The following is a 25614-nucleotide window of genomic DNA, read 5'->3' as shown; positions in this document are numbered from 1 at the left end:
GAGCAGTCGGCGTTGAAATGCCTGTATCTGGTGACTCGTTCCCTGGACCCGACCGGGCAGGGCCGGGCACGATGGGCGATGCGGTGGAAACCGGCACTCAACGCGTTCGCCATCACCTTCGAAGGCCGGATCCACCCGACCGGGAACTAACCCACACCGAGGTCGGATCCACCGTTAATCCGAAACTCCCCGAGATCGCCGCACTCGACGTAGACGCCCTCGTTCTTCGTGCTCCGGGTGGCCCGGCCCGCTCGCGGGACTGTCACAGAACTACTCGGCTGCCGGTGTTTTAGCGGGTTCGGGGTGCTCGGCGGCGGTCATGAGCGGGGTGTAGAGGCACATGAAGAACAGGATGACGCCGATGCTGACGATGATGTGCCCGAGGCCGGCTATCCCGGATATGGCGGGGCTGACGGTGTGGTTGGTGACGGTGAGGATGCCGTGGGTGACCATCATGGCGACGGTCAGCAGCAGACCGAGGTTGTAGGTCCAGAAGAAGGCCGTGAACAGGCGGGTGCTGGAGAGAGTGAAGTGTTTGTCGAGGACTAGGACGATCAGGAAGAAGAGGGTGCCGAGGGCCAGGACGTGGGTGTGGGTGCCGGTCAGCTGGGATGGGCCGGTGAAGTCGTGGGATTTGGTGAATTCGCGGTAGAAGAAGCCGAGGATCAGGCCCAGGAATGTGTAGCCGGCGGCGGCGAAGTACGCCCTCTTCATCTGTTCTCCCTGGTGCGACGGGTCGGAATGGTGATCGAATGTTGGCATCGGATCGGTGACGTAGCGGCTGATCTCAGTGTGTGTGCCGGCTGCGAGCGTTCAGGGCGGTCGCGCTACCGAGGCCGAGGACGAGGAAGCCCGCGGCCACGAACAGCGCTCTGCGGGTGGAGTCGGCGAAGCCTTCGGACAAGGCGGCGGTGACGGCGGGGCCTTGGCGGCCGAGGCGGCCCGCATCGCCCTGGTCGCGCAGTCCGGAGATGGCCCCGCCGGCCGAGTCCCGAGTCGCGGAAACCAGTCGGGCCGCTACCGGCGACGGAAGCTGCTCAATCGATTCCAACCGATCGGTGAGGTCGTGGGCCAGGCCGACGGACAGCACCGCGCCGAGGATGGCCGCGCCCAGGGCGGCGCCGAGTTGCCGCACGGTGCTCTGCGTCGCCGAGCCTTGACCGGACTGTTTGGGGGGAATGTCGGCCAGAACCGTTCCGGCCAGCTGCGCCGAGGCGAGACCCAACCCGGCGCCATACACCGCGAGGACACCGGCGAGCAGCCACGACGACACCGTCGAGGAAACACACAGCGCGACAATGATCACCCCGACCGCCTCGAGCGCCAGCCCCACCATCACCGTGCGCGGCGCACCGAACACCACGGCGATGTGGCGGGCGGCGGCGCCGGAGGCGAAGGCGCCCAGGGCCATTGCCGCCAGCACCAGGCCGGCGCTCATGGTCGACAGGCCGACGGCGTTCACCAGGAACAACGGCAACACCAGCAGCAGACCGAACTCCCCGATCGCCACGGTCAGCGCGGTCACGTTGCCCCAGGTGAAAGTCGGGACCGAGAACAGGCTCAGGTCCAGGATCGCCGAACGGCCGCGGCGGGCCCGATGGCGTTCCCAGACGACGAACAAGGCCAGCGCGCCGATCCCGATCGCGACGATGACCAGCACCACCGAAACCGGTGCGTGCGAAGGCCATTCGAATCCGAGGACACCGAACTCGCCGAGCGGCCGCCACCAGCCCAAACGCTGGCCTTCGATGAGCGCGAAGATGGTGCCACCGAATCCGATGACGCTGAGCAGCAATCCGCCGACGTCCAAGCCGGGTTCCCGGACCCCGGCCTTCGTTTCCCGCACCACGAGCAGCGCGCCGGCCAGGACCGCGATCCCGATGGGGATGTTGACGAGGAAGATCCAGCGCCAGCCGACATAGGTGGTCAGGCTGCCACCCAGCAATGGGCCCACCGCGGCCATCCCGGAGATGACCGAGCCCCACACCGCGAACGCCACGACGCGGTCGCGGCCGCGGAAGGTGGCGTTCACGCTGGACAGAGTGGCCGGCAATACGAACGCACCGCCGAGGCCCTGAACCACCCGAGCAAGGATGAGCGTGGCCGCGCTCGAGGCCACCGCGGCCAGCACGCTGCCCATCAGGAACATCAGCACACCGGCCACGAACATGCGGCGCCGACCGAGCCGGTCGCCGAGGCGGCCCGCGGTCAGCAGCAGGGCCGCGAAAACCACCGAGTAGGCGCTGTTGACCCATTGCGCATCGGTGAGATCGAGCCCGAGATCTGCGACGATCGCCGGCAGCGCGACGCCGACGATTGTGCCGTCGACGACGATCATCGACAGCCCCGCGGCCAGCACACCGAGCCCGATCCACGCCTTCCGGTCCGCCGCCGGGGCGTCCGGCAGATAGGGCTGATCGCTCGGGCTCCGGCGTTGTGGCCGCAGTGCCGGATCTGCCGCAGGTCCTGTATCGCTCCGCATTACCGGAATTCTGCGTGTGCTGCCCGCACAGCCATAGAGGAGTTCGATCCGTTCCGAGATCAACTTTCGATGGAGGCCGGATCGTCATATCGAGGAGCCCGAGGTCCGTGGATCCCGCCCAGTCAGTAGACGCCGTCCTGTTGATCTGGGATCACGGTTCCGCTGGGTTGGGTCAGAGGTTGGTGGGCGCCCGTGGCGGTGGTGAAACCCGCAGTGGCGCAGGGGTAGGGCTGGTCCTTGTGCTTTTTGGGGTTGATGAACATCGGGTTGATCAGCCATTTGCCGTCGGTGTTGGCGTACGCCTGGCACATGAGTTCGGTTTTGTTGCGGTTGATGACCAGGTGGAGGGCGGTGGCGTCGCTGACGAAGACCACGTCGGTGTCGGAGTCGCCGGCGGCCAGGGCCGGGCGTTTGTCGGGTGGCTGTTGGTCGAAGGCGGTGGGGCCGGTGATGCCGAAGATGCGTTCGTTGATCGCGCAGCGTTTGCCCTCCATGTAGGTGATGACCTGGTCGGGACCGAGGCCGCCGCAGCCGGCGATATGGCCTGTGTAGGTGCCTTGGTCGGTCAAGGGGACGATGCCGATCACCTTGTCGGCGGGTACGCCCAGTTCAGGTGACCAGACCTTGATCACCGGCTCGGCCGAGGCGGTGATGATGCGGACGTCGAATCCGTTGGCCTGCAATGTTTTGACCAGGTCCTGTTGCTGGCTGTAGTAGCGGACCCAGCCGTCGACCTTGGTGGTGCCGATGGTCTGTTCGGTGCCTTCCGGGGCGGCGAGGTTCTGGGCTCGGGCCTGGGTGGCGTAGTCGGTCAGTTCGGCGGGGGTGTGTCCGGCCAGCAGTTGAACCTGCCAGGCGTAGGCCGGTTCCAGTCGGCGGTGGTCGTAGCCGTCGAATGCTGGGGCCCCGCCTTTCGTCTTGCCACCGTCGCCGATGGCCAGGATCTCGTCGGCGCACGAGGCGTTGGTGGAGGTGGGCAGCGGGGTTCCCGATGCCGCGGTGCCGCAGGCGGCACGCAGTGCGGCAGTGGCCGCGGCGGTCAGGTACGGGCTGGTGGCCGACCAGTCGGTTGGCTGTAGCACCTTGTCGTGGGACAGCAGCCAATAGAACGTGGCCTCACCGGCATCGTTCTTGACCAGCGTGTTGTCCCAGTCGAACAAGGCGAGCGGCTTCGAGTCGACCTGCTTGCCGCAGGTTCCGGTGGTGGCGATGAAGGTCGACAGGGTGTCCTTGTTGGCGCCGTACCACGCCTGCCCGGCATCCAACTGCTTGCAGGTGGTCGCTGCGGCGCCATCGGAGTCCGAGCCGCAGGCGGTCAGTGACAGCAGGGCGCCGGCGGCCGCGATCAGCCCGACGAGGGATCGTGTCTTCATAGAGGTGTGCTCTCCGTAATCGGCTGGGCGTCTTCAGCGTTCGTGGGCTTCTTCCAGCACGGTCCTGCCGAGCAGCGCGTAGCGGGCGGGATCACGCAGCTTCAGGTAGAGGGCGTAGCCGATACCGGCCGCACCGACCAGCCCGACCAGCCACGGCGTCGCCTTCAGCACCAGCGATCCGGATTCCGCGCCGGCCGCGGTGCCCATATTGACCACGAGCAGCATCACCACTCCCAGCATCGCCAGACCACCGGTCAGCGGCGCGACCAGGGTTTTGAACCAGTGCCTGGTCTCGGGGTGATGGTTGCGGAAGTAGACCAGCACCGCGAACGAGCACAGCGACTGCACGACCAGGATCGCCATGGTGCCCAGGATCGCGAGCAGGGTGTAGGTGCCGGTGTAGGGGTCCTTGCCGGCGATGCCGAAGCCCGCGATCAGCAGTCCGGCGATGATCGTCTGGACCAGACCGGCGATGTGCGGCGAACCGTGCTTGGGGTGGGTGCGGCCGAGGGTGCGCTGCAGCACGGGCAGCACGCCCTCGCGGCCCAGGGCGTAGAGGTAGCGGGCGGCGCAGTTGTGGAAGGCCATGCCGCAGGCCAGGGAACCGGTCATCATCAGCCATTGCATCGCGGTGACCGCCCAGTGGCCGACATAGGTGTTGGTCGGATTGAAGAACACATCCATCGGGTTGGCCGAGCCGGCCAGATCCATCGATTCGCCGATGCCGTTGCCGGACATCGCCATCCACGACACCAGCACGTAGAACACCCCGACGCCGAGGACGGCGATCATGGTGGCCTTGGGGATGATCTTCTTGGGGTTCTTGGACTCCTCGCCGTACATGGCGGTCGATTCGAACCCGACCCACGACCAGAACGCGAAGAACAGACCCAGCCCGGCCGAGGGCCCGGTGAACGCGTTGACCGGGTTGAGCGGCGCCAGCGAGAATCCGTGCGGCCCGCCACCGTGGATCGCTACCGACACCGCCATCACCGCGAGCACCGTGATCTCGGTGAAAAGCAGGACCACCAGCAGTTTTTCGGCCACCGCGACACCGAACCAGGTGCCGACCGCATTGATCGCCAGCATCGCGATCGCGAACACCCACCACGGAATGTGCGTATCGAACTGCGCGAGCACGGTATTGGTGCCGAAGCTGGCGAAGATTCCGATCAGCGACGGCTCGAACACCATGTAGGCGAACGCCGCCAGCAAGCCCGAGGCCAGGCCGATCGTGCGGCCGAGGCCATAGGAGATGAAGCCGTAGAACGCGCCGGTGGCGGTGATGTGCTTGCTCATGGTGGTGAAGCCCACCGAGAACACGGCCAGCACGACCATGGCGATCAGGAAGGCCGCGGGCGTCCCCGTGCCGGTGCCGGCGGAGATCATGAATGGCACGTTGCCGGTCATGGCGGTGATCGGCGCGGCGGTGGCGATGGCCATGAACACCACGCCGAGCAGTCCGATGGCGTTGGGCTTGAGCCGGTGGACGGTGGTCTCCGACTCGGTCGGCGCACCGTCCACGGCTGCGCGGGTTATCTGCTGCGTCATCGAAATACTCTCTCTGCTAAGCAATTTCACTATCGGATGTAATGCCGAGTGGCCGACTCGGCAGCGGCGTGGAGGAGGCTCGGGGCTTGATCGAGACGCCGGAGCGACCGGCGCGAAATATCTGGTCGATCAGGTCACGGGCCACGGTGGCGGCGTCGGTGTAGCCCAGGCCGTGCGGTGGGCGGATATTGGAGATGCAGTTGCGCTCGGAGTCGGCGCGGCCGGGCCGCGGCGCGTAGGTCAGATAGATGCCCAGGCTGTCGGTGACCGACAGGCCGGGCCGCTCCCCGATCACCACCAATACCGCTCGCACACCGAGGGTTCGGCCGATATGGTCGCCCAGCGCCACCCGTGCCTGCGTGGCGATCACCGGAGGCGCCAGGGAATAGTCCGGCGCGAACGCCTGGGACAGCGCGGCACACAACCCCGCGGCATGGTCGGTGACCGCGGTGGCCGACAGTCCGTCACACACCACCAGCGCCAGATCCGTTCCGGAGGAACCGAATTCGAGGGGTCCGGACGGCATCCGCCCCAGATCGGGGCGACGCAGATATTGGTCGCGATCCGCCGCCGCGCTGGTCACGTGAACAGGGGTGCCCAGTTCCAGCTCGGCCAGGGCGGTGCGCACGGCAGCCACATCCAGCGGCGTCCGCACCGCGTCCCGGGCGAGCGCGTGGGATGCGTTGAGCGCCAGCACTTCCGGGGTGGCGAGCGTGTCACCGGCCCGGCGCAGCCCGATCCGGGCCAAGGTGTGTGCCCGCATCCGATCCCAGGGATCGATACCGTCGCCGGGCTGCGCGGATCGCGTCGCGTCGATGGGCCGGTTCATCGGTTCGCCGCCAGCGCGCGCAGAGGAGATCCGGCCGGGCCGGCGGGCAGCACGCGGCCGTGGTCGTCGGCCATGTCCATCCGCCGCAGCCACGCCTCGAATTCGGGTGCGGGTCGCAGCCCGCAGACGCGGCGCAGGTACAGCGCGTCATGGAAGGACAGGCTCTGGTAGCCGAGCATGGTGTCGTCGGAGCCCGGGACGGTGATCATGAACGCCGTCCCGGCCACCGCCAGGGCGGTCGCGAGCAGATCCATGTCGTCACCGTCGGCCTCGGCGTGGTTGGTGTAGCAGACGTCGACCCCCATCGGCAGGCCGAGCAGTTTGCCGCAGAAGTTGTCCTCCAGGCCCGCACGGGTGATCTGCTTGCCGTTGTAGAGGTATTCCGGGCCGATGAATCCGACGACGGTGTTGACCAGCAGTGGATCGAAGGCCCGCGCCACGCCGTAGGCCCGGGCCTCCAGGGTCTGCTGATCGACCGGTTGCCCGCCCACGCCCCAGTGCGCGTCCGCCGATAACGCCGCGCCCTGGCCGGTCTCGAAGTACATGACGTTGTGCCCGACCGTGCCGCGACCCAATTCGCCTGCCGCCGCGGCGGTTTCCGCCAGCAGGTCCAGCGTGATCCCGAAGCCGGTGTTGGCCGCCTGCGTACCGGCGATGGACTGGAACACCAGATCGACCGGTACCCCCTGCTGGATCAGCTCCAGCGTCGTCGTCGCGTGGGTGAGCACGCAGGACTGCATCGGGATGTCGAAGCGCAGCCGGACGTCGTCGAGCAGATGCAGCAGCCGGGCGATCGCGACCGGATCGTCGGAGGCGGGGTTGATGCCGACCACCGCGTCGCCGCAGCCGAGCAGCAGGCCGTCGAGGATGCCCGCCGCGATGCCGCGCGGATCGTCGGTGGGATGGTTGGGCTGCAGCCGGGTCGCCAACCGGCCCGGCGCGCCGATGGTGGTGCGGAACGCCGCCCGCGGCGACAGCACCCGTGCGACCGTGATCAGGTCCTGGTTGCGCATGAGCTTCGACACCGCCGCCGCCATCTCCGGAGTGATGCCGCGCGCGAGGGCGGGGATCGTGAACTCGGCTGTCCCCGAGGCCACTTCGGTGAGCAGCCAATCCCGGAACTCACCGACGGTCAGGTGCGCGATGGGAGCGAAGGCGGCTCGATCGTGCGTGTCGATGATGAGCCGGGTGACCTCGTCGGTTTCATAGGGCACCACCGGTTCGTTCAGGAACACCGGCAGCGGAATATCGGCGAGCACCCATTTCGCGGCGGCGCGCTCGGCATCGGATTCCGCCGCACACCCGGCCAATTCGTCTCCGGATCGGGCCGGACCGGCCTTCGCCAGAACATCGATCAGGCTCCCGAACACGTAGGTCCGTCCGCCGATCTGCTGACGGTAAGTCATCGCGGGAAACGTCCTCTCACGCCCGGCTCGGAAGCCGTTGAATTCCAATGGCGGCAGACGCTAATCGGGTTCTGTTACGGCAGCGCCGTTCCCGGATAACCGGCGATGAGAATTCCGGCGGAGAATTTTCTCACGCGCGGAAATACGGAAGTAACTGAACGTAACAGCCGTGCTACAAGCACCTGGCTACGCTGAGGCTCTTTCGCGGACGAAGCCCGGTCCGCGGCGGCAGAAGAAAGGCTGTTTCCGTGTGACCGTACCCACGCCGACGCCACCGCTGGTGGTCGAACGGTCGTCGATCAGCGGACTCCGGCGGCGGCGGCTCGCCTTCGCCCCGGTGTTCGCGCAGTCGGTGGCGGCCATCGCGCCCGCCGGGACGGCCGCGGTCACACCGCCGTTCGTGATCGCCGCGGTCGGCGGGGGGCCAAGCGTGCTCGCCTTCCTCGGCGCGGCACTGCTGACCTGGTGTGTGGCTCTCGTGGTGCGGCCGATGGCGCAGCGGATCGCGGTCACCGGCGGGCTGTACACCTACGCGGCCAAGAGTTTGGGACCGACCGGGGCGATTCCGGTCGGCTGGTCCGCGATCGTCGGGTACGCCGCGGTGAGTGTCGCGGGGTTGGTCGCGGTCGGCACCTATCTCGGTCGCGTCGCGATGCTCGCCGGGATCGATGTCCCGGTCACGGTGACGATGCTGTTGTCGATCGCCGCGGCGGGAGCCGCGACGGTGCTGATGACCCGCGGCATCCGGCCGTCGGCGGTCGCGACCCTGCTCATCGAATGCGTTTCGGTGGTGGCGATTCTGACGGCCCTGGGCTACCTGCTCGTCGCCGAGCGCCACGGCGTCGATCCGGTCCGGGCCATGTCCTGGCACGGCGACACCGGTGACCTCGCCATGAGCGCGGTGGTGGCGATCAGCGCGTTCGTCGGTTTCGAGAGCGCGACCACCCTGTCCGCCGAGTCCTTCCGCCCGTTCCGCTCGGTGCCGAGAACCGTGCTGTGGACCCCGCTGGCGGCGGGCGTCATCTACCTGCTCGCCGTGAGCGCCGAGGCGGTGGCGCTGTCGGCGGACCCCACCGCGAGCAGCGGCACCCCGTTGTCGGATCTACTCCTGCACCATGATTCGCGGCTGCTCGCGGTCGCCCTGGATCTCGGCGTCGCCGCCTCGTTCTTCGCCTGCACCGTGGCCTCGATCAACGCGCTGGTGCGGGTGCTGTTCACGATGGGCCGGGAGGGCATCGCGCCGCGGGTGGCCGGGCGCGCGCATCCGCGTTTCCACACTCCGTCCGCGGCCATCGCCGCGGCCATGACCGTGGTGACCGGGTGCGCGATCGCGGTGCTGTGGGCGGGCGTGGCGCCGCAGGACGCCATCCGTTCGTTCCTCACGCTCAGCGCCTTCGGTTACCTCGGGTCCTATCTCCCGGCCTGCCTGGCCGGTCCGATGCTGCTGCGGCGCATCGGGGAACCGAGCCGGGCGCTGGCGATACTCGGCGGCACCGCCGCGACGCTGATCGGGCTGTTGATGGTCACGGCCGCGTTCTCGGGGCAGCCGGGCAATGTCGCGGTGGTGGCGGTGTACGTCGCGGTCATGGCGGCGGGCATCGGGTTCGCCGTCGCGCTGCGCCGATTCGCGCCGGACCGGCTGCGAGGTGTCGGGATATTCGATGAACCGCAACGCGACGACCTGTTGCTGACCTCATTGTTCCGGTAGCCCATGAGCACACGCGGCACGTCGGTCACCAATACCATCGCGATTATCGAGATCGTGGCGGAATGCGGGGTGGGAATCACCGCCAAGGAAATCGCGCAACGCCTCGGTCTCCCGCCCGCGACGGCGTATCGTCTGCTCAATTCTCTGGTCGCCGACGAATACCTGATCCGGACGGCCGATCTGCGCGGCTTCGGTCTCGGTGCGCGGCTGCGCGGCCTGGCGACCGCATTGAACACGCCGACCGTCTCCCGGGCCGCACGCCAGTGCCTCGCCGAATTCCGCGCGTCCACCCGCTTCGCGGTGAACGTGATCGGCTTCGGCGTGAGCACGGTTCAGGTGATCAACCAGGACCCGGACCATCCGGTCCCGGCCGAACGCGAGCTGACCAGATGCCTGCACGCCTCCGCGGCGGGGAAACTGCTGCTGTCCGCCCGAACCGATTGGCCCGCACTGGTTCCCGCCCCGATCCGCCTGACCCCGAACACCCGAGTCACCCAGGCGGCCCTCGCCGCGGACATCGCCGCCATCCGATCCACCGGCCACGCCCGCGCCGTCGACGAACTACTGCCGGGCCTGACCTGCTTCGCCTACCCCATCCACAGCGAATCCGGCACCCCCGAGGCCGCCCTCTGCCTGGCGGGATCCACCAGCCGCCTGGACGCCATGACCGGTTTCGACGAGTCCGCGCGCAGCTATGCCGCACAACTGGAATCGCTGCTGTTCTAATGGTTGCGGCGGCACGCTCCCCGGCCCTGAAATACCGCTGGTCGATAGGGGTGCGGTGCACAATGTGTGCCCATGCAGACATTTGCCCGAGTGTTGCAAGCAGTGGTTGTCGGAGCGGTGGTGGTCGGCGCCGGTCAGGGCGTGCAGGCCATGCCCGCCGCTGCCGCACCACAGATTCAGTTGCCTTTCCTCAGTGGTGAGCCGGATGGGGTGCAGGCCCAGGGGGCCGCGCTGGCGGATGGGTTCACCGGGACCTTGTTGTGGTCTCGGGAAGCCGATACGCCGGTGCCGATCGCCAGTATCGCGAAGGTGATGACGGCGATGGTGGTGATCAATGCGAACACTCTGGATCGGGCCGTCACCGTTCCCGCCGAGGCGATTTCGTATTGCTCGCGGAATGACGGGAGTACGGCGGGGCTGGGCGCGGGAGAGGTGCTCAGTACGCGGCAGTTGTTGTATGCGCTGATGTTGCCGTCGGGCTGCGATGCGGCGTATACGCTCGCCGAGGCATATGGGCCGGGCCAGGACGTGTTTCTCGGCAGGATGAACGATACGGCTCGGCAGATGGGGTTGAGGGCAACGTATTTCGCCGACCCGAGCGGATTGCCGGTGCCCGAGGACGGCTCGACGTTCTCGACGCCGGCCGATCTGATCGCGCTCGGGCTGCGGGCCATGGGGCACCCGGTGTTCCGGGAGGTCGCGGGGACGCCGAGCTATCACGTACCCGCGGCGGCGGGAAACCGGGATCACGTGTGGGAGACCACGAATCAGCTGCTGAAGGACTATCCGGGCGCGATCGGGATCAAGACCGGGTCGACCGATGCGGCCGGGGCTTGTCTGTTGTTCGAGACGGTGCGGGCGGGGATTCCGATGATCGGCGTGGTGCTGCACAGCTCGGCGTGGAGCGGGGCAGCCGCCAAGGATGACGCCGCACGCATGCTGAACTGGGCTTACCGGCCGATCATGTCGATCGTTCCGGGCAGCTAGCGCTGGGCCGGGTCCCGGCCCTCGATCACGATCGGGGCGTCGGGACCGAAGGCCATGCCGAAGCGGGGGCGGCCGTCGGGGCCGAAATCCATGGGCTGCACGCGGACGCTGCGGCCCTCCCAGCCGGTGCCGGGTTCCAGACGGGCGTGGTAGGTGATCCACGGGCGGCCGTCGATGGTAAGGAATCCGTTGTGGCCCGGGGCGATCGCTCCCGGGCCGCCCGGCAGGAGGGGGCCACCGGATTTGGTCCAGGCCGCCGGGTTCATGGGATCGCCGCCCTTCGCGAGTTCGAGCAGGCCGATCCGGTAGGTGTCGTCGAAACTGGCATTGGCGGAGAAGGTTACGAACAGCCGGCCGTCGGGGCCGATCAGCGCCTCCGGCGCCTCGTTGATCTTCAAATCGGCGTCGTTCGGCACGGTCTCCCACTCCGCGGTCGGCGTCGCGATGCTCACTCGCTCACCGACCGGCGTCATCGGATCCGACATCCGCACCGCGCAAATGTCCTGCACCCGTGTGTCTTCCGGGTCGCGCAGACACGACCACAGGTAATATCCGGCGTTCCGATACCGCAGGTAGGTTCCGTCGATCGCCCATCCCCCAGGCAGATTCATCTTCCCGAGGTATTCGTAGGGCCCGGCCGGATCATCCCCCACCGACCGCAACGCATACATCCGATGCGTCTCGTTGCGGTCGTCCTCCTGCCCCGCGAAGTAGATCCACCACCGATCCCCGATGTGCTGCAACTCCGGCGCCCAGATCTTCGTGCACGCCTCCCCCGGGCACTCCCCGTGCTCCCACACCACCGTCGGCTCGCTCTTCCCGAGCCCGCCGAGCGTGTCCGAAGCCCGGATGATGACATTGTCATCGTTGTAGAAGTCCCCCTGCACCAGATAGAACCGGCCTTCGTAGTAGGTCATGCTCGGGTCGGCTCCCGCGGCGACCACTGGGTTGGCGAATTCCTCGCTATGCGGTCCGGACCCGCGCTCCTCGGCCGTTCCCACCCCCGCGACCGCGGTTCCGAGTCCCACGGTCAGGATGCTCACCAGCCCGAACGCTCTCCGCCAACCCACCAGCCTCACCTCCAGCGACAGTCGAGAGTCAAGTTTCGACGCCGCCGCCCCCGAGTTCAATCAACACCCGCGAAACCCCAGCACCGCACAGCGATTCGCGGGGCGTCAGGCGGCGGCCCAGGCGAAGCCGTCCGGGTCGGCGAAGGCGCCGAGGGGGCCGGTGACGACGAGGCCGTGGGAGCCGGAGCCGGTGACGGGGACGCCGGCTTCCTTGGCGGCGGCTTTGCGGGGGTAGAGGGCGAGCTTGATCGGGGAGTCGGGGAGGTCGAATTCGGCATACTTGCCGCCGAAGCTCTTGGCGACGGTGAGGCCGCGATCGACGTAGAACTGCTTGCTGGCCTTCACGTCCTCGACGCCGAGGAGCAGGACGACGCTGTCGACGGCGCGGGTGACGGGGGCGGTGTCCTTCTTCTCGGAGGTGGTGACCTTCCAGATGGTGCCGTCGGGGCCCTGGATCACGCCGCCGTAGCCCCAGAAGCTCTTCTTGGCGGGCTTGATCACGGTGAAACCGTGCTGGAGGGCGCTGGCGATGAGGCTGTCGGCATTGCCGGGCTGGGCCACGACCAGCGACATGATGAAGCCGCGGAAGCCCTCCGACGGGGCCGACGCGGGAGCGAAGGAGAGCTGGTCGCCGAGACCGAAAGCGGCCTCGTAGGCGGCGGCGACAGCGGTGGGGTCGGTGGCCTCGAGGGTCACGTCGAGGGCGGTGGAAGCGGCGGCGGAAGCGGTGTTCGTCATGGCTACAACGCTAAATTCCGGACCGGCCGGGGACATCCGTGGTGACTACGGAACCGACCACGGAGAGCACCCACGGACCCCTATCGACCACCGCCTGGGACGCGGATGACCGCGGCGACCACGAGGCGGCAGACGAGATAGGCCGGGACGATGACCAGCGCGATCACGCGCAACGCCATCAGGATCGCGGCGAGGGCGAGGGACCGTGACGCCGTCCTCGCCGGGCCAGGCCGCGGTGAAGACCGGTCGCATCTCGGGGCGCAGCGTCTTGGCGGCCGCGCGAGTGGCGACGGGGGCGTAGCGGGCACGCCATTCGGGGTGGTCCAGGGAGATCTGCGCCAGGCCGAGGGCGGTCATCTGATGGGCGAGCAGCCCCCACATGTCGGTGAGTTCCCCGCCCGAGCCGGCGGCGCGCCGCTGGTCGTCGGCGGCTTCGAAGGCCAGCAACTCCTCGGCCAGGCCGTGCACCCGCCCCGGATCCCCGCGGAACCAGGCGTCCGCGTCGCGGCCGCACCACCAGCCCGGCAGTAGCCCGGTGACGGTCACCGCCGCCACGAGACCGGCGACCACCGCCAGCGGACGGCGAAACCGGTGTGATCGACGCCCCACGTCGTCCGAACTCCCCATCCCCCGAACGTACAGTGCCGGATCCCGCCAACGTCCGGTGCCGGATCTCCCGGCGCTCCGATGCCCGGGCGCTTCAGATGCCTTGCGCGGCCGTCACTTTCATTTCCCCGAAAAGGGGGCTGACAATTGTCTCCGGCGCGGAGTTCGAGTTTTCCGGAAATTGCTCTCGCGTAGCCCCGGCGGCAGGTGCATTCTGGAGGGAAGACAGGAATTTCCGCTGCTCGAGGGAGGTAGGGACATGGTCAGGGTGACGGCGGTCGAAGCCAACGGCGAACACTGGCATCCGCATCCCGGCGACGCTATCGAAGATCCGCGGGAAGGGCCGGCGTTGATTATGTGCCTGCTCGGCATCGCCGCGCTCGGGATGACGATCGTGGCGGCCGCGTCCAAGTTCTACGGCTGGACCATAATCGGGGCGATTGTCACTGCGGTGCTTATCGTTTCGGGTCTGCTCTGGATTCGGTTCGAATACTTCCGCGAATTCCGGCGGGAACAGCAGAAGGGACGGCAAGGGCACAATCCCTTGGTCCGCGGCGAGTGGCGGGGCCACGAACTCAGCTCGTGGCAGGTACGCAAGGGCGAGGGCATCGGCCAGGGCGCCGGGTCGTGACCGGCTGACGGCCACGACCCCACGGCCTCGGGTCCCGAGGCTTACTTCGCCGGGGCCGGAGCCGGGTTGAACGGCTGGTTGATGGTGGTGAAGTACTGGACCGCGGCGGCGATGGCCACCGGGGCGGTCACCAGGATCAGGCCGCCGACCGCGCCGAGCGCGCCCATGGCCGCGGCGCCCGCGAGGCAGCCCACGACCGCACCCGGCAGGAAGCTGAACAGGCCGCCGATGATGCCGGTGGCCAGCGTGGCGCCGCCGCCGACGGCGATGCCGCCCAGGGCGCAGCCCACGGCCGCACCACCGATGCCGCCGACCAGGGTACCGATGGTGGCGCCGACGGAGATGGTGTCCTTCATGCGGTTCCACGCCGCCTGCTCGCGGTCGTAGGGGGTCTTCCACGGCGCGGTGTCCTCGAACGGCAGCGCGACCGGGTGATACGCCGCGTGGCCCAGATCGAATTGCGGCGTCAGAGTGACTGTGCGGTCCCGGATTTCGGCGGCGATCGGGAACACGAAATCGTCCACCCGGAAATTCAGCTCGGTTCCGGCCACCACCGTGCCATCGGCTGCTTTGATCTTGAAGACGCCGTTTTCGACATCCATCGACCCGATATCGGTGGAAATGGTCCCCGACCGGTCGGTGGCCGACGCCGTGTAGTGAATGGCGCCCACATCACCCGTTTGGGTCTGGGCATTTGCCGTACCTGCGGTGATTGCCGTGATGGTGGCCACCAGTGCGGTCATCGCCGCGATTCCGCTCTTGCGCATGTGATTTCCCTCGATTGAGTATGCCCGCGGAAATAGAACTCATCGCAGGTTCAGTTACTGACAAGCAGACTCTAAGTCGGTTCTCAGTGAGGCGGCAATGCATATTTGCCATAAGTGACTTGTTACACAAACGAGATGTCCCGTTGTGCGCCAAGGTTTTCCGTTGTTCACCTGAATGTATGAATAGTGTCCGAGAGGTGAACACGGCCGGTCGGGCCATGAATAGCCGAACCGGACAGACCGTCGAACGGCCCGTACAGCGACCAGCACGAACCCTCCGCGACCGGCCGGTTTCCGTCAGAGCTCGTCGAGCTCCGGGATCGGAGGCAGGACCGGCTCGGGCCACTCCTCCAGGGTCGCCACCTGCAGGTGAATGAAGGCCGCGATGCGGTGGCGGGCCGAGGACGGGAGACGCTCGATATCGGCCGTGCCCAGGACGTGTGCGCCGAAGGAGTGGGGCTGTGACGCTTCGGAGTCGGGCGTTTCGGGAACAACCTCTAGCTTGGGCCGCGAAGCAGCAGCCGGGATGACAGGCTCATCCGGGTCTGTGGCAGAGGCGGCGTTTCGCACCATTCCGTGACCATAACCCTTTGATAACACGCGCGGGAGCCGTTGGCGCACTTGTGTCTTCGCGCTGCGAATTCAGCGAAGCCATTGTAAAGAAGGTTTGAATGTGCAGGCAGACATGGCCATCCGGAAATCCGGTTCACCTGCGCCGGAACATTAAGGTGATCGGCGTCACTCTGTCAACAACTCGGACAAAACTCCCTGAAGTGACAGGGAAACTCCCCTGAATGCCTCAGATCGGTCGGCTCGCAATGACATACAAGTCTCGCGCCGGGCCGCTCGGCTTCCGGCCGATCGGCCACACCGCTCGCAACTGCCGCTCCAGATCCAGGCCGGTCACCCCGGGCGAAACCAGAATGCCCTCGGCCAATTCGGTCGCGACCGCCAGCGAACTGAGCACCGCGGGCGCGAGGCCGTCGGCGACCGCGGTCTTGATGGCGGTGGTGGAGGACAACTCCAGGGCGATCTCCGGCTGCCACCCGGGAACGCCGGCGGTCATGGCGCGCTCGAACGAATTGCGGGTGCCCGAACCGGGCTCGCGGTAGATGAGCGGGGTGCGGGCCAGCTCGGCGGCGTCGATCTCCCCTCGCCGCGCCCACGGGTGCCCGGGTGCGACCACCACGACCAGCCGATCCCGGGCCACCACATGGCTTTCCAGCTCACGGGGCAGGTGCGGGCTCTCGACGAACCCGATCCCGGCCCGGCCGTCGAGCACCGCCTTGGCAACCTCGGTCGAATTGCCCGATTCCAGGGCGATGGAGGTGTCCGGCATCCGCGTGCGCAGGGCCATCAGCCATTTCGGGAACAGGTACTCCGCCACGGTCTGACTGGCCGCGACCCGCAACCGCGAATCCCGCTGCGCGCGCAGGCTGTCGATCCCGGCGTCCAGGCGCGCGGCCGCGTCCACCACGTCCCGGGCCCATTCCGCGATCAGCGCCCCCGCCGCGGTGGGCCGCGAACCGAGCGTGGTCCGCTCCAGCACCGGAACACCGACCAACTGCTCGAGGTAGCGGATCCGCGAGCTGGCCGACGGCTGACTGATCCCGTGCGCTTTGGCCGCCCGCCCGAGACTGCCCAGCTCGATCACCGAGAGCAGCAGGTCGAGCGCGGACAGATCCGGGACGCGCGGGGATAGCGGCATAGATCGAGTCTATGCACAGACCTCACCGCGGCTCGACGGCCCGAGAGAGGTCGCCGTGTCAGCGGGCGGCGGCCACCCGCTCGATGACGGGCCGCCAGGAGTCGAGCGGGTGGCCGGCCAGCCCGACGACCTTGCCCGCGTCGTCCGCGCGGCGCAGCGCGACGGCCGCGGCGAACTCGGGGTCGCGCTCGAAGGCGGCGATCTCGGCCGCGGTCATCGGGCCGCCCTGCGCGACCAAGGTGCGCTGACTGGACTTCGACAAGGCCGCGACGTGCAGCGAATCCGTCGCTGCCAGATACCGTTTCGCCACCACATGCAGCTCGACCAGCCGTGCGACGCGATCACCCAGCAGGCCGCGAACGGCCGCGGCGCCATGCTCCCCGTGACCCCCGTCGTCGCCGGCCACCAGCTTGTGCCCGATGTCGTGCACCAGCCCGGCGACCTGGAGCTCCTCATCGGCGGGAAAGTCGCGGCGCAGCAACTCGGCGCACTGCCGGTCGTGGTCGAGGATGTCGACCGGATCGCCGCTGCGATCGGGCATGTCCCAGGCGTCGTGGCAGTCGGCGAGCAGCGCCATGAGGTCGGCGACGGACACGATCGGGGCGACCGCGGACCGGGCGACGTCGTCGACCTCGGCGGCGGGGACGACCTCGGCAGCCGGGGCGGCGGGCGCGCGGTTCACGCCCGCACCCTATGATGTGCGGACCGCGCTCGCCACCGCGGCGGCCCGGCTGATCACCCGACACCGCGACGCGTGAGCTCACCTGACCCGCGACCCGTGAGCTCACCCGACACTCCGACACAGCCACTCGCCCGACCCCGCGACACTGCCGCCCACCCGACACTCCGACGGAACCGCTCACCCGACTCTCCGACGACAGCGGTCGCCGACACCGCGACACGGGCGTTCCCCACTTCGACGGGAGGCGGCGCAACTGCCCGGGGAAAACCCGTCCCGACCCCGGGGTTGATCTGGTTGACATATCCACAATAGGGATTCGGGTGCGGCTCCGGGCGAATCCGGAACGCATTGGACAATATTCAGCAAACCACCTGTGTGTGACCGGCGAGCGGGTCACCGTGCCTGTGCGCCGGATCCTCTGGAAGGAGCCTCCCATGCACGACCTGTCCGGCAAGACGATCCTGATCACCGGCGCGGCCCGCGGCATCGGCGCCGAGACCGCGCGGCAGGCGGTCGCGGCCGGGGCGAACGTGGTGATCGCGGACGTGCTCGACGACGACGGCAAGGCGCTCGCGGCCGAGCTCGGCGCACAGGCCGTCTACCAGCATCTCGACGTCACCTCCGAGCCCGATTGGGTGGCAGCGCTGGCCGCCGCCCGCGACGCCTTCGACGGGACCGTGAACGGCCTGGTCAACAATGCCGGGATCTCCACCGGCGAGCTGCTGGCGAACGAGTCGGTCGAGCATTTCCGCAAGGTCATCGACATCAATCTGGTCGGCGTCTTCCTCGGCATGCGGACCTGCATCCCGGCGCTGAAGGAGGCCGGCGGCGGGTCGATCGTCAATATCTCCTCCGCGGCCGGGCTCATGGGTCTCGCGCTCACCGGCAGCTACGGCGCGTCCAAGTGGGCGGTGCGCGGCATGTCCAAGGTGGCCGCCATCGAGAACGGCATCGACCGCATTCGGGTCAACTCGGTGCACCCCGGCATGACCTACACGCCGATGACCGCGCAGGTCGGCATCCAGCAGGGCGAGGGCGGCTACCCGAATACCCCGATGGGCCGGGTCGGCGAGGCCGACGAGATCGCGGCGGCCATCGTCTTCCTGCTCTCGGACGCGGCCTCCTACGTCACCGGCGCGGAACTGGCCGTGGACGGCGGCTGGACGACCGGGCCGACCGTGAAATACGTGATGGGCCAATAACTCCGGGGGTCAGCGCTTCTCGATCCGGCCGGCCGGCGGGCCGACGGCGCCGCGGGTCCGGAGGTACGCCTCCAGGGCGTCGAGATCGATGGGCCCGACCAGGGTTTCGGTGCTCTGCGTGAACACCGAGAAGCCGTCGCCGCCGGCGGCGAGGAAGCTGTTGGTCGATATCCGGTAGACCGCCACCGGATTCAACGGCTCCCCCGCCACCCGGACGCTGCCCTCGATCACCTTGTGCCCCTTGGGCGCGCCGTCGGAATACGAGTAGGTGATGCCCGCGACCGACAGCACGCCGGGCTTGCTCACATTGTCCCATTGCTGTTCCAGCAGATTCAGGATCTGCTGCCCGGTCAGCGTCACGGCCACCACCTGATTGCCGAACGGCTGCACCGTATACGCCTGCGCGTAGGTGATGTTCCCGCCAGACAGGCCCGCGCGGACGCCGCCGGGGTTCATGAACGCGGCCACCGCCCGCACCGAGGCCATGGCGTCGAGCATGGAGTCGGCGATGACATCACCGAGCGGTGAGTCCCCGGCGGGCGCGGGCTCGGCGGGCAGGGGCGCGGCGGCCGAGCCGATGACGCGTTCGGCGCGCGGCTTCGATTGCGCGGCGAAGAAATCCACCAGCTTCGCGGTGGCCGGGTCGGGGGCGATGTCGCGGGTGACGGCCCGGTTGACGGCCGAAGCCTGCACCGTGCCGTCGTGGAAGCGCAGCGTCACATCGGTGACGAGGCGGCCGAAGGAGGCGGCCTGGGTGACCACCTTGCCGTCGAGGGTGCAGTTGTAGGCCTGGTGGCTGTGCGCGGTGAGCATCACCGAGACGGCGGCATCGGTCTTGTGCGCCAACGTTTTCACGCCCGCCGAGATGCCGTCGCAGCCGTTGTAGTCCAGGGGTCGGCCCTGGGTCTGCTGGGTCCCGCCGTCGTGCAGCAGCGCCACCATGGTTTCCGCGCCCGCGGCCTTCATGGCGGGGACGTATTTGTTGATGGCGTCGGCCTCGTCGCCGAAGCGGTAGCCGCGGATGCCTTCCGGCATGACGATGTTCGCGGTGTCGGGGGTGACCACGCCGACCACACCGATCTTGTGCCCGCCCAGTTCCAGCATGGTCCACGGCTTCAGGCCCTGCGGCTGTTGCCCGTCGGCGTCGGTGACATTCGCGGCCAGGTACGCGAACTTCGCACCGGTGAACGGCTCGCCCGGGCCGCACCCTTCCGGCGCGCAGCCGCCCTGCTGCAGCCGGCGCAGTTCGACTACGCCGTGATCGAATTCGTGGTTCCCGACCGAGGAGGCCGCGACGCCGACCGAATCGAGGAACTCGATGGTGGGCTCGTCGTGGAACAGCGCCGAGACGAGCGGGCTCGCGCCCACGTCGTCCCCGGACGCGAGGACCGCGCTGTCCGGATAGGCCGCCTTCAACCGGGCCAGATGCGCGGCCAGGTACACCGCTCCCCCGGCCTGATACGCGCCCACCTTGCCATTGGACCCCTCCGGCGGCTGGAGGTTGCCGTGCAGGTCGTTGAGGCCGAACAGGTGCACCTCACCGGGCTTCGCCTGCGGCAGATCCGAGGTCGAGACCAGGGGCGCGGCGCTCGGAGTCGCGGGCGCGGCGTGCTCCGCTCCCCCGCACCCCGCCACCAGGGCCAGGCTCAGCACCGTCGCGCACACACCGAGAACACGCCGACCGCTCATAGTTGTCGACTGTGTCAGACGCCGTCGACGCACGCACGACGACGGGGTGAATTCCGCCGTCACCGCCGACGGCCGCCGCACCTGTGCGGGTGGGCGGCCGTCGGCGGGATCCGCTAGCTGCTGGACGCGCTCGCGAACGGCGTGGCGGCGGGAGCGGCCGGACGCCGGATCGGGTGCCGCCACAGGCCCTTTCGCTCCAGGATGGGCAGCACGCCCTCACCGAACCAGTACGCCTCCTCCAGGTGCGGGTAGCCCGAGAGCACGAAGTGGGAGATGCCCGCCTTCGAGTACTCGACGAGCCGTTCGGCCACTTCTTCGTGCGAGCCGACCAGGGCGGTGCCCGCGCCGCCGCGGACCAGGCCGACGCCCGCCCACAGGTTGGGGGCGATCTCGAGCCGGTCGGTGTTGCCGTTGTGCAGTTCCGACATGCGGCGCTGCCCCTCGGATTCGCTCTGCGCCAGGGCGGCCTGGACGCGTTCGATATCGGCGGGATCGATGCCCGCGAGCAGCTTGTCGGCGACCGCCCACGCCTCCTCGGAGGTGTCGCGGGTGATGACGTGGATGCGCAGCCCGTAGTCGAGCTTGCGGCCCGCGTCGACGGCCAGCCCGCGGATCCAATCCAGTTTGCGGCTCACCGCGAGGACCGGTTCGCCCCAGGTCAGGTAGGTGTCGGCGGAGCGGGCCGCCACCGGTCCGGCCGGGCCCGAGGACCCGCCGAAGAAGATCGGCGGCACCGGGTCCGGCCGATTGCTCAGCAGCGCGTTCTCGACGCGAATGTGCTCGCCGTGGAAGGTGACCGGTTCATGCGAATTCCACAGCGACCGCACCACATCCAGGAACTCGCCGGTTCGCGCGTAGCGGGACTCCTTGTCGGCGAAGTCGCCGTAGGCGGCCTGTTCGCGCGGCTCGCCGCCGGTCACCACATTGATGAACAGCCTTCCGGCCGAATGCCGTTGGAAGGTGCCCGCCATCTGCGCGGCCAGGGTCGGGCTCATCAGGCCGGGCCGCAGCGCGACCAGGAACTTCAGCGTCTCGGTGGTCTCGACCAGCATGGCGGTGGTCAGCCATGCGTCCTCGCACCAGGATCCGGTGGGGGTGAGCACGGCCTCGAATCCGTTGCTCTCGGCGGCGGCGGCGATCTGGTTCAGGTAGTGCAGCGAGGCGGGCCGGTCCCCGGACATGGGGGTGCCGTGCCCGCCGACCACCAGGCCCCGGGAGTCGCCGGAGGTGGGCAGGAACCAATGGAACGACAAGCTCATGCGGGGACTCCTAGGAGGTGAATCGGTCGTTGAAGCGGGTGTCGATGAAGTCGGCGATCCGGACCTTTCCGGGGATCAGCTTGGCGTCGGCGAAGCCGTCGGCCACTTGCTGTTCCGCGGCGATCGTCGCCTCGTCGAGCGGATGATCCTGGTAGTTGGCGCGATTCACGGCCAGCAGGGTGACGTCGTAGGGCACGCCGGTGATGCCCGAGGACCGCTTGGCCCACTCCTCGCGGTGCCCGGTGATCCACACGTGCGCCCGCCGCAGCCGCTCCAGCAGATCCCGCACGGCAGCGGCGTTCGCCTTGTTGTCCAACGTCTTCGAGCCGGTGACGTAGAAGCTGTCAGGCTTCACGTAGCCGGTGCCGTCGACGAGCACGCGCGCCCCGCCGACCTCGGCCTGCGCGGCGTAGGGATCCCACACCGTCCAGGCGTCGACGCGCCCGGTGGACAGGGCGGCGAGCGCGTCGGCGGGCTGCAGGTACTGCGGCTCGATATCACCGAAGGTGAGCCCGTTCTTGGTCAGCACCGACAGCAGGTGGTAGTGCGCGGAACTGCCCTTGGTGACCGCGATCTTCTTGCCGCGCAGGTCCTTCGGGTCCTTGATGGCCGAATCCTTGGGCACGATCACGGCGTTCCCGGCGACGCCGGAGTCGTAGGAGCCCACGATCTTGATCTGGGATTTGGCGGCCGCCGCGAACACCGGCGGCGCGTCACCCACGCCACCGAAGTCGACCGACCCGGAGTTGATGCCCTCCAGCAGCGGCGGACCGGCGGTGAAGGTGGACCATTCGATCTTGTAGGGCAGCTTCTCGATCTCCCCCGACACCTCCAGCTGCGCTTGCAGCGCCAGGCCCTTCTGGTCGCCGACGTGCAGGGTCACCTGGGACAGATCCACCGAACCGTCCGCGTTCACGCCCTTGGTGTCGTCATTGCCCGAGGAGCACGCCGCGCCCGCGAGGGTCGCGGCGACGGCCAGGGCGGCGAACAGGCGCTTGGTCTTCATTCGGTGGTTCCTTCCGGGGTGACGCCCAGCTCGGCGAGCAGAGCCGCCCGCAGAGCCTGGAATTCGGGATGGTCGCGCCGCCGGGGGCGCGGCAGGTCGATGGGCAGCTCGCGGCCGATGCGCCCGCCGTCGAGTACCAGGGCGCGGTCGGCCAGCAGCAGCGCCTCGTCCACGTCGTGGGTGACCAGCAGGACGCCGGGCCGATGCCGGGCCCACAGATCCAGCACCAGGCCGTGAATCGTGATGCGGGTCAGGGCGTCCAGGGCGCTGAAGGGTTCGTCGAGCAGCAGCAGATCCGGTTCCCGGACCAGGGCACGGGCCAGCGAGGCGCGCTGAGCCTCGCCGCCGGAGAGCGTCAGCGGCCAGGCCTCGCCGCGCTCGGCCAGTCCGACCTCGGCCAGCGCGGCCGCGGCCGCCGCTGTGGCGTCGGCGCGGCGCAGGCCCAGGATCACGTTGTCGCGCACCCGCTTCCACGGGACCAGCCGTGGTTCCTGGAAGGCGACCGCGACCTCGCCGGAGACGGTGAGCTCGCCCTCGGTCTCCCGATCGAGGCCCGCCAGCGCCCGCAGCAGGGTGGATTTGCCGGAGCCGCTGCGGCCCAGCAGGGCCACGAACTCGCCGGGGCGGATGTCGAGATCCAGGCCGTGCAGGACGCGGCGTTCGCCGAAGTCCTTGACCAGACCGCGAATTCGCACGACCGGGGTCTCGGCGGTCGCGGGAGCCTCCGCGCGGACGGTCTCCTCGAGTCCGGCCAGGGTCTCCGCGATGACCGAATCGGTCAGTGTGCCAGGAAGCCGCGTCGCCATGACAGCGCTCTCCTCTCGATCGAACGGACGAGTGCGTCGGTGAGCAGCCCGAGCACGCTGTAGACGAGCAGTCCGACCACGATCACGTCGGTGCGCAGGAATTCGCGGGCGTCGTTGATCATGAAGCCCAGGCCCGCATCGGCATTCACCTGTTCGGCCACGATCAGCGCCAGCCAGGCCACGCCCAGCGACTGCCGCAACCCCACCAGGGTCTGGGGCAGCGCGCCCGGCAGCACGATGTGCCGGACCAGTCCCGCGCGGCTGAGCCGCTGCACCTGCGCGAGCTCGGCCAGCTTGCCGTCCACGCTGCGGATGCCCGCGAAGGTGTTGAGGTACAGGGGAATCGCGACGCCGAAGGCGACCAGCACGATCTTGGGCAGCTCCCCGATGCCGAACCACAGGATGAACAGCGGGATCAGACCGTAGAACGGCAGCGTCCGCAGCATCTGCATCAGCGGGTCGACCAGGTACTCCCCCGCGCGGCTCAGCCCGGCCGCCAGCGCCAGTGCGATGCCGGCGGCCGCGCCGAAGGCGAAGCCCAGCGCGGCACGGCTCAGCGATACCGAGACGGCCTTGGTCAGGGTGCCGTCCTCGAGCAGGTCCACGGCCGTCTCGACGACCGTCACCGGGGAGGCGAGCAGTCGCTCGGGCAGCACCCCGGTCGCGCTGGCCAGCTGCCAGGCCACGACCACCAGCAGCGGCGCGACGAAGCGGGCCAGGACGGAAACGTTCGGCAGGCGGGGCCGGCCTACGACGGGCTTGGCCTGCACGGCAATGGAGGACACGAAGCACCCCTCGGGCGAACGGGACGGGGACCGTGGCGGCCGAGGGCCTTCGAGCGCCACCTGTCCGACTGTGCCGTTCCGAGCCCGGCCGGTCACCGGTTGGAATCCCCGTGATTCTGGGGTCCCGAGGGCCTGGGAGAGCTGTGTGTCAGATGCTGCGGATCAGGAGAGGGGTGGTGCCGGGTTCCCTCCGCAGCTGGGAACCCGGCACCAGGTCGGCACCGGTGTGGGCGGTGGCCGACGTCTAGTGGCCGTCGCGGACGATCTCCACGGCGCGGGCGAGAATGCCGAGGCCGTGGGTGATCTCGTCATCGCTGACGGTCAAGGGCGGGAGCAGCTTCACGACCTGCTCGGTGGCTCCGGAGGTCTCGACCAGCAGACCGAGTTCGAAGGCGACCTGGCAGACCTTCTCGGCCTGCGAGGCGTCCTCGAAGACCAGGCCGTGGACCAGACCGCGGCCGCGGGTGGTGATGCCGCCGAAGGATTCGGTGAGGGTGACCAGTTGGTCGTGGATGCGAGCGCCCTTGGCCAGGGTGGACTGATGCAGGAGGTCGTCGGACCAGTACTCGCGCAGCGCCACCTCGGCGGTCACGAAGGCGGCGTTGTTGCCGCGGAAGGTGCCGTTGTGTTCGCCGGGCGCCCACTGGTCCAGTTCGCGGCGCATGAGCACCAGCGCCATCGGCAGGCCGTAGCCGCTGATGGACTTCGACAGGCAGACGATGTCGGGGGTGATGCCGGCGATCTCGAAGGAGAAGAACGGGCCGGTGCGGCCGCAGCCCATCTGCACGTCGTCGACGATGAGCAGAATGCCGCGGGCCGAGCACAATTCGGACAGGGCGCGCAGCCATTCGGCGCGGGCCACATTGACCCCGCCCTCGCCCTGCACGGTCTCGACGATGACGGCGGCGGGCTTGTCGAGTCCCGACGAGGTGTCGTCGAGCGCGCGGCGCATCCACGAGAAGTCCTCGGGCTCATCCAGATAGCCGTCGAAGGGCATCGGGGTGGCGTGCGCCAGGGGGACGCCCGCGGCGGCGCGCTTGGCGGCGTTGCCGGTGACCGACAGCGCGCCCAGCGTCATGCCGTGGAAGGCGTTGGTGAAGTTCAGGACGGTGGTGCGACCGGTGACCTTGCGGGCCAGCTTGAGCGCGGCCTCCACGGCATTGGCTCCGGTCGGGCCGGGGAACTGGATCTTGTAATCGAGGCCGCGCGGGGTGAACACCAGATCGCGCATGGTCTCGAGCAGACGGCGCTTGGCGACGGTGGACATGTCCAGGGCATGGGTGATGCCGTCGGCCATGATGTAGTCGACCAGGGCCTTCTTGAAGACCGGATTGTTGTGACCGTAGTTGAGGGTGCCGGCACCGGCGAAGAAGTCCAGGAACTCCTTGCCGTTCTCGTCGGTCAGCCACGCGCCGCGCGCTGTGTCGAATACGGTCGGCCAGGAACGGCAGTAGCCACGCACATTGGATTCGAGCGCCTCGAAAACGGTCGTCTCTGCAATGGTCATCGTGTGGTTCCTAGCGTCGCAACTAAGTGAAACGCTGTTGTTTCTATCACATGGGCACCGAAGCGAAATCATTTTCTTTCGAATCGGGCTGCCATA

The 25614-nt window shown here is 68.5% G+C and carries 24 protein-coding genes and 1 pseudogene; 6 read left to right on the top strand and 19 right to left on the bottom strand.

Going from position 1 to position 25614, the window contains the following annotated elements:
• Positions 1–150 (top strand): annotated as a pseudogene (locus ABZ412_RS25585) (IS256 family transposase); the annotation flags it as partial.
• Positions 151–270: 120 nt separating this feature from the next.
• Here the strand turns inward: ABZ412_RS25585 and ABZ412_RS25580 are convergent.
• The 6 genes from ABZ412_RS25580 to ABZ412_RS25555 form a co-directional block, all read right to left on the bottom strand.
• Complete coding sequence (locus ABZ412_RS25580) at positions 271–714, bottom strand: DUF2871 domain-containing protein (protein ID WP_357284575.1); 444 nt, start codon at positions 712–714, stop codon at positions 271–273.
• Between the two features lie 73 nt (positions 715–787).
• Positions 788–2482: a DHA2 family efflux MFS transporter permease subunit gene (locus ABZ412_RS25575; protein ID WP_357284573.1), complete on the bottom strand. Its 1695-nt coding sequence runs from the start codon at positions 2480–2482 to the stop codon at positions 788–790.
• 122 nt (positions 2483–2604) lie between these two features.
• Positions 2605–3855: a haloacid dehalogenase-like hydrolase gene (locus tag ABZ412_RS25570; RefSeq protein ID WP_357284571.1), complete on the bottom strand. Its 1251-nt coding sequence runs from the start codon at positions 3853–3855 to the stop codon at positions 2605–2607.
• A 33-nt stretch (positions 3856–3888) separates the two neighbouring features.
• Positions 3889–5406 carry an APC family permease gene (locus tag ABZ412_RS25565; protein WP_357284569.1) on the bottom strand — a complete coding sequence of 506 codons (1518 nt, stop codon included), beginning with the start codon at positions 5404–5406 and terminating at the stop codon, positions 3889–3891.
• 16 nt (positions 5407–5422) lie between these two features.
• Complete coding sequence (gene eutC, locus ABZ412_RS25560) at positions 5423–6235, bottom strand: ethanolamine ammonia-lyase subunit EutC (protein WP_357284567.1); 813 nt, start codon at positions 6233–6235, stop codon at positions 5423–5425.
• A complete protein-coding gene (locus ABZ412_RS25555) occupies positions 6232–7641 on the bottom strand; it encodes an ethanolamine ammonia-lyase subunit EutB (protein ID WP_357284565.1) in 1410 nt (469 codons plus the stop codon). Before ABZ412_RS25555 ends, eutC begins: the two co-directional genes overlap by 4 nt.
• Before the next feature lie 250 nt (positions 7642–7891).
• On the opposite strand from ABZ412_RS25555, the gene ABZ412_RS25550 reads away from it, so the two are divergent.
• The 3 genes from ABZ412_RS25550 (at position 7892) to ABZ412_RS25540 (ending at position 11062) form a co-directional block, all read left to right on the top strand.
• Positions 7892–9349, top strand: coding sequence for an APC family permease (locus ABZ412_RS25550; RefSeq protein ID WP_357284563.1), 1458 nt, complete (start codon positions 7892–7894; stop codon positions 9347–9349).
• A 3-nt stretch (positions 9350–9352) separates the two neighbouring features.
• Positions 9353–10075, top strand: a complete 723-nt coding sequence (locus ABZ412_RS25545; RefSeq protein WP_357284561.1) for an IclR family transcriptional regulator C-terminal domain-containing protein — start codon at positions 9353–9355, stop codon at positions 10073–10075.
• A gap of 72 nt (positions 10076–10147) precedes the next feature.
• A complete protein-coding gene (locus ABZ412_RS25540; RefSeq protein ID WP_357284559.1) occupies positions 10148–11062 on the top strand; it encodes a serine hydrolase in 915 nt (304 codons plus the stop codon).
• Here the strand turns inward: ABZ412_RS25540 and ABZ412_RS25535 are convergent.
• The 3 genes from ABZ412_RS25535 to ABZ412_RS25525 form a co-directional block, all read right to left on the bottom strand.
• The gene (locus ABZ412_RS25535; protein ID WP_357284557.1) at positions 11059–12132 is read right to left on the bottom strand and encodes a glycoside hydrolase family 43 protein; all 1074 of its coding nucleotides are present in this window, start codon (positions 12130–12132) and stop codon (positions 11059–11061) included. The genes ABZ412_RS25540 and ABZ412_RS25535 overlap by 4 nt on opposite strands.
• A gap of 105 nt (positions 12133–12237) precedes the next feature.
• Positions 12238–12870, bottom strand: coding sequence for a glyoxalase (locus tag ABZ412_RS25530; protein ID WP_357284555.1), 633 nt, complete (start codon positions 12868–12870; stop codon positions 12238–12240).
• A 45-nt stretch (positions 12871–12915) separates the two neighbouring features.
• Complete coding sequence (locus tag ABZ412_RS25525; RefSeq protein ID WP_357284553.1) at positions 12916–13497, bottom strand: hypothetical protein; 582 nt, start codon at positions 13495–13497, stop codon at positions 12916–12918.
• 238 nt (positions 13498–13735) lie between these two features.
• Here ABZ412_RS25525 and ABZ412_RS25520 point away from each other — a divergent pair, with 238 nt between their 5' ends.
• On the top strand, positions 13736–14107 hold the full coding sequence (locus ABZ412_RS25520; RefSeq protein WP_357284551.1) for a hypothetical protein: 372 nt from the start codon (positions 13736–13738) through the stop codon (positions 14105–14107).
• Positions 14108–14148: 41 nt separating this feature from the next.
• On the opposite strand, the gene ABZ412_RS25515 is transcribed toward ABZ412_RS25520, so the two are convergent.
• The 4 genes from ABZ412_RS25515 to ABZ412_RS25500 form a co-directional block, all read right to left on the bottom strand.
• Positions 14149–14874, bottom strand: a complete 726-nt coding sequence (locus ABZ412_RS25515; RefSeq protein WP_357284549.1) for a hypothetical protein — start codon at positions 14872–14874, stop codon at positions 14149–14151.
• Positions 14875–15171: 297 nt separating this feature from the next.
• On the bottom strand, positions 15172–15447 hold the full coding sequence (locus ABZ412_RS25510; RefSeq protein ID WP_357284547.1) for a hypothetical protein: 276 nt from the start codon (positions 15445–15447) through the stop codon (positions 15172–15174).
• A gap of 226 nt (positions 15448–15673) precedes the next feature.
• Positions 15674–16582 carry a LysR family transcriptional regulator gene (locus ABZ412_RS25505; protein WP_357284545.1) on the bottom strand — a complete coding sequence of 303 codons (909 nt, stop codon included), beginning with the start codon at positions 16580–16582 and terminating at the stop codon, positions 15674–15676.
• Positions 16583–16640: 58 nt separating this feature from the next.
• The gene (locus tag ABZ412_RS25500) at positions 16641–17264 is read right to left on the bottom strand and encodes a metal-dependent phosphohydrolase (protein WP_357284543.1); all 624 of its coding nucleotides are present in this window, start codon (positions 17262–17264) and stop codon (positions 16641–16643) included.
• A 434-nt stretch (positions 17265–17698) separates the two neighbouring features.
• Here ABZ412_RS25500 and ABZ412_RS25495 point away from each other — a divergent pair, with 434 nt between their 5' ends.
• Complete coding sequence (locus tag ABZ412_RS25495; RefSeq protein ID WP_357284541.1) at positions 17699–18466, top strand: glucose 1-dehydrogenase; 768 nt, start codon at positions 17699–17701, stop codon at positions 18464–18466.
• A 9-nt stretch (positions 18467–18475) separates the two neighbouring features.
• Here the strand turns inward: ABZ412_RS25495 and ABZ412_RS25490 are convergent, their stop codons facing one another.
• From ABZ412_RS25490 to ectB, 6 genes are all read right to left on the bottom strand, one after another.
• Positions 18476–20155, bottom strand: a complete 1680-nt coding sequence (locus ABZ412_RS25490; protein ID WP_357284539.1) for a bifunctional metallophosphatase/5'-nucleotidase — start codon at positions 20153–20155, stop codon at positions 18476–18478.
• A 113-nt stretch (positions 20156–20268) separates the two neighbouring features.
• Positions 20269–21414, bottom strand: a complete 1146-nt coding sequence (locus tag ABZ412_RS25485) for an LLM class flavin-dependent oxidoreductase (protein ID WP_357284537.1) — start codon at positions 21412–21414, stop codon at positions 20269–20271.
• Between the two features lie 10 nt (positions 21415–21424).
• Entirely contained in the window at positions 21425–22420 is a 996-nt protein-coding gene (locus tag ABZ412_RS25480; protein ID WP_357284534.1) for an ABC transporter substrate-binding protein, read from the bottom strand.
• Complete coding sequence (locus tag ABZ412_RS25475; protein WP_357284531.1) at positions 22417–23226, bottom strand: ABC transporter ATP-binding protein; 810 nt, start codon at positions 23224–23226, stop codon at positions 22417–22419. The genes ABZ412_RS25480 and ABZ412_RS25475 overlap by 4 nt, the downstream gene beginning before the upstream one ends.
• The gene (locus ABZ412_RS25470; protein WP_357284529.1) at positions 23199–24011 is read right to left on the bottom strand and encodes an ABC transporter permease; all 813 of its coding nucleotides are present in this window, start codon (positions 24009–24011) and stop codon (positions 23199–23201) included. The genes ABZ412_RS25475 and ABZ412_RS25470 overlap by 28 nt, the downstream gene beginning before the upstream one ends.
• 244 nt (positions 24012–24255) lie before the next feature.
• Positions 24256–25518: a diaminobutyrate--2-oxoglutarate transaminase gene (gene ectB / locus ABZ412_RS25465; RefSeq protein ID WP_357284527.1), complete on the bottom strand. Its 1263-nt coding sequence runs from the start codon at positions 25516–25518 to the stop codon at positions 24256–24258.
• Positions 25519–25614: the final 96 nt, after the last annotated feature.

Source organism: Nocardia sp. NPDC005746 (genome assembly GCF_040630785.1).
Lineage (GTDB): Bacteria > Actinomycetota > Actinomycetes > Mycobacteriales > Mycobacteriaceae > Nocardia.
The sequence above is the reverse complement of the archived record's forward strand: the minus strand, read 5'-3'. Positions and strand labels throughout refer to the sequence as shown.

Bases quoted from the DNA above. Each gene is read 5' to 3' on its own strand.
- ABZ412_RS25580 (WP_357284575.1), bottom strand. From the start codon at position 714: ATGAAGAGGGCGTACTTCGCCGCCGCCGGCTACACATTCCTGGGCCTG.
- ABZ412_RS25575 (WP_357284573.1), bottom strand. From the start codon at position 2,482: ATGCGGAGCGATACAGGACCTGCGGCAGATCCGGCACTGCGGCCACAA.
- ABZ412_RS25570 (WP_357284571.1), bottom strand. From the start codon at position 3,855: ATGAAGACACGATCCCTCGTCGGGCTGATCGCGGCCGCCGGCGCCCTG.
- ABZ412_RS25565 (WP_357284569.1), bottom strand. From the start codon at position 5,406: ATGACGCAGCAGATAACCCGCGCAGCCGTGGACGGTGCGCCGACCGAG.
- eutC (WP_357284567.1), bottom strand. From the start codon at position 6,235: ATGAACCGGCCCATCGACGCGACGCGATCCGCGCAGCCCGGCGACGGT.
- ABZ412_RS25555 (WP_357284565.1), bottom strand. From the start codon at position 7,641: ATGACTTACCGTCAGCAGATCGGCGGACGGACCTACGTGTTCGGGAGC.
- ABZ412_RS25545 (WP_357284561.1), top strand. From the start codon at position 9,353: ATGAGCACACGCGGCACGTCGGTCACCAATACCATCGCGATTATCGAG.
- ABZ412_RS25540 (WP_357284559.1), top strand. From the start codon at position 10,148: ATGCAGACATTTGCCCGAGTGTTGCAAGCAGTGGTTGTCGGAGCGGTG.
- ABZ412_RS25530 (WP_357284555.1), bottom strand. From the start codon at position 12,870: ATGACGAACACCGCTTCCGCCGCCGCTTCCACCGCCCTCGACGTGACC.
- ABZ412_RS25525 (WP_357284553.1), bottom strand. From the start codon at position 13,497: ATGGGGAGTTCGGACGACGTGGGGCGTCGATCACACCGGTTTCGCCGT.
- ABZ412_RS25520 (WP_357284551.1), top strand. From the start codon at position 13,736: ATGGTCAGGGTGACGGCGGTCGAAGCCAACGGCGAACACTGGCATCCG.
- ABZ412_RS25515 (WP_357284549.1), bottom strand. From the start codon at position 14,874: ATGCGCAAGAGCGGAATCGCGGCGATGACCGCACTGGTGGCCACCATC.
- ABZ412_RS25510 (WP_357284547.1), bottom strand. From the start codon at position 15,447: ATGGTGCGAAACGCCGCCTCTGCCACAGACCCGGATGAGCCTGTCATC.
- ABZ412_RS25505 (WP_357284545.1), bottom strand. From the start codon at position 16,582: ATGCCGCTATCCCCGCGCGTCCCGGATCTGTCCGCGCTCGACCTGCTG.
- ABZ412_RS25495 (WP_357284541.1), top strand. From the start codon at position 17,699: ATGCACGACCTGTCCGGCAAGACGATCCTGATCACCGGCGCGGCCCGC.
- ABZ412_RS25490 (WP_357284539.1), bottom strand. From the start codon at position 20,155: ATGAGCGGTCGGCGTGTTCTCGGTGTGTGCGCGACGGTGCTGAGCCTG.
- ABZ412_RS25485 (WP_357284537.1), bottom strand. From the start codon at position 21,414: ATGAGCTTGTCGTTCCATTGGTTCCTGCCCACCTCCGGCGACTCCCGG.
- ABZ412_RS25480 (WP_357284534.1), bottom strand. From the start codon at position 22,420: ATGAAGACCAAGCGCCTGTTCGCCGCCCTGGCCGTCGCCGCGACCCTC.
- ABZ412_RS25475 (WP_357284531.1), bottom strand. From the start codon at position 23,226: ATGGCGACGCGGCTTCCTGGCACACTGACCGATTCGGTCATCGCGGAG.
- ectB (WP_357284527.1), bottom strand. From the start codon at position 25,518: ATGACCATTGCAGAGACGACCGTTTTCGAGGCGCTCGAATCCAATGTG.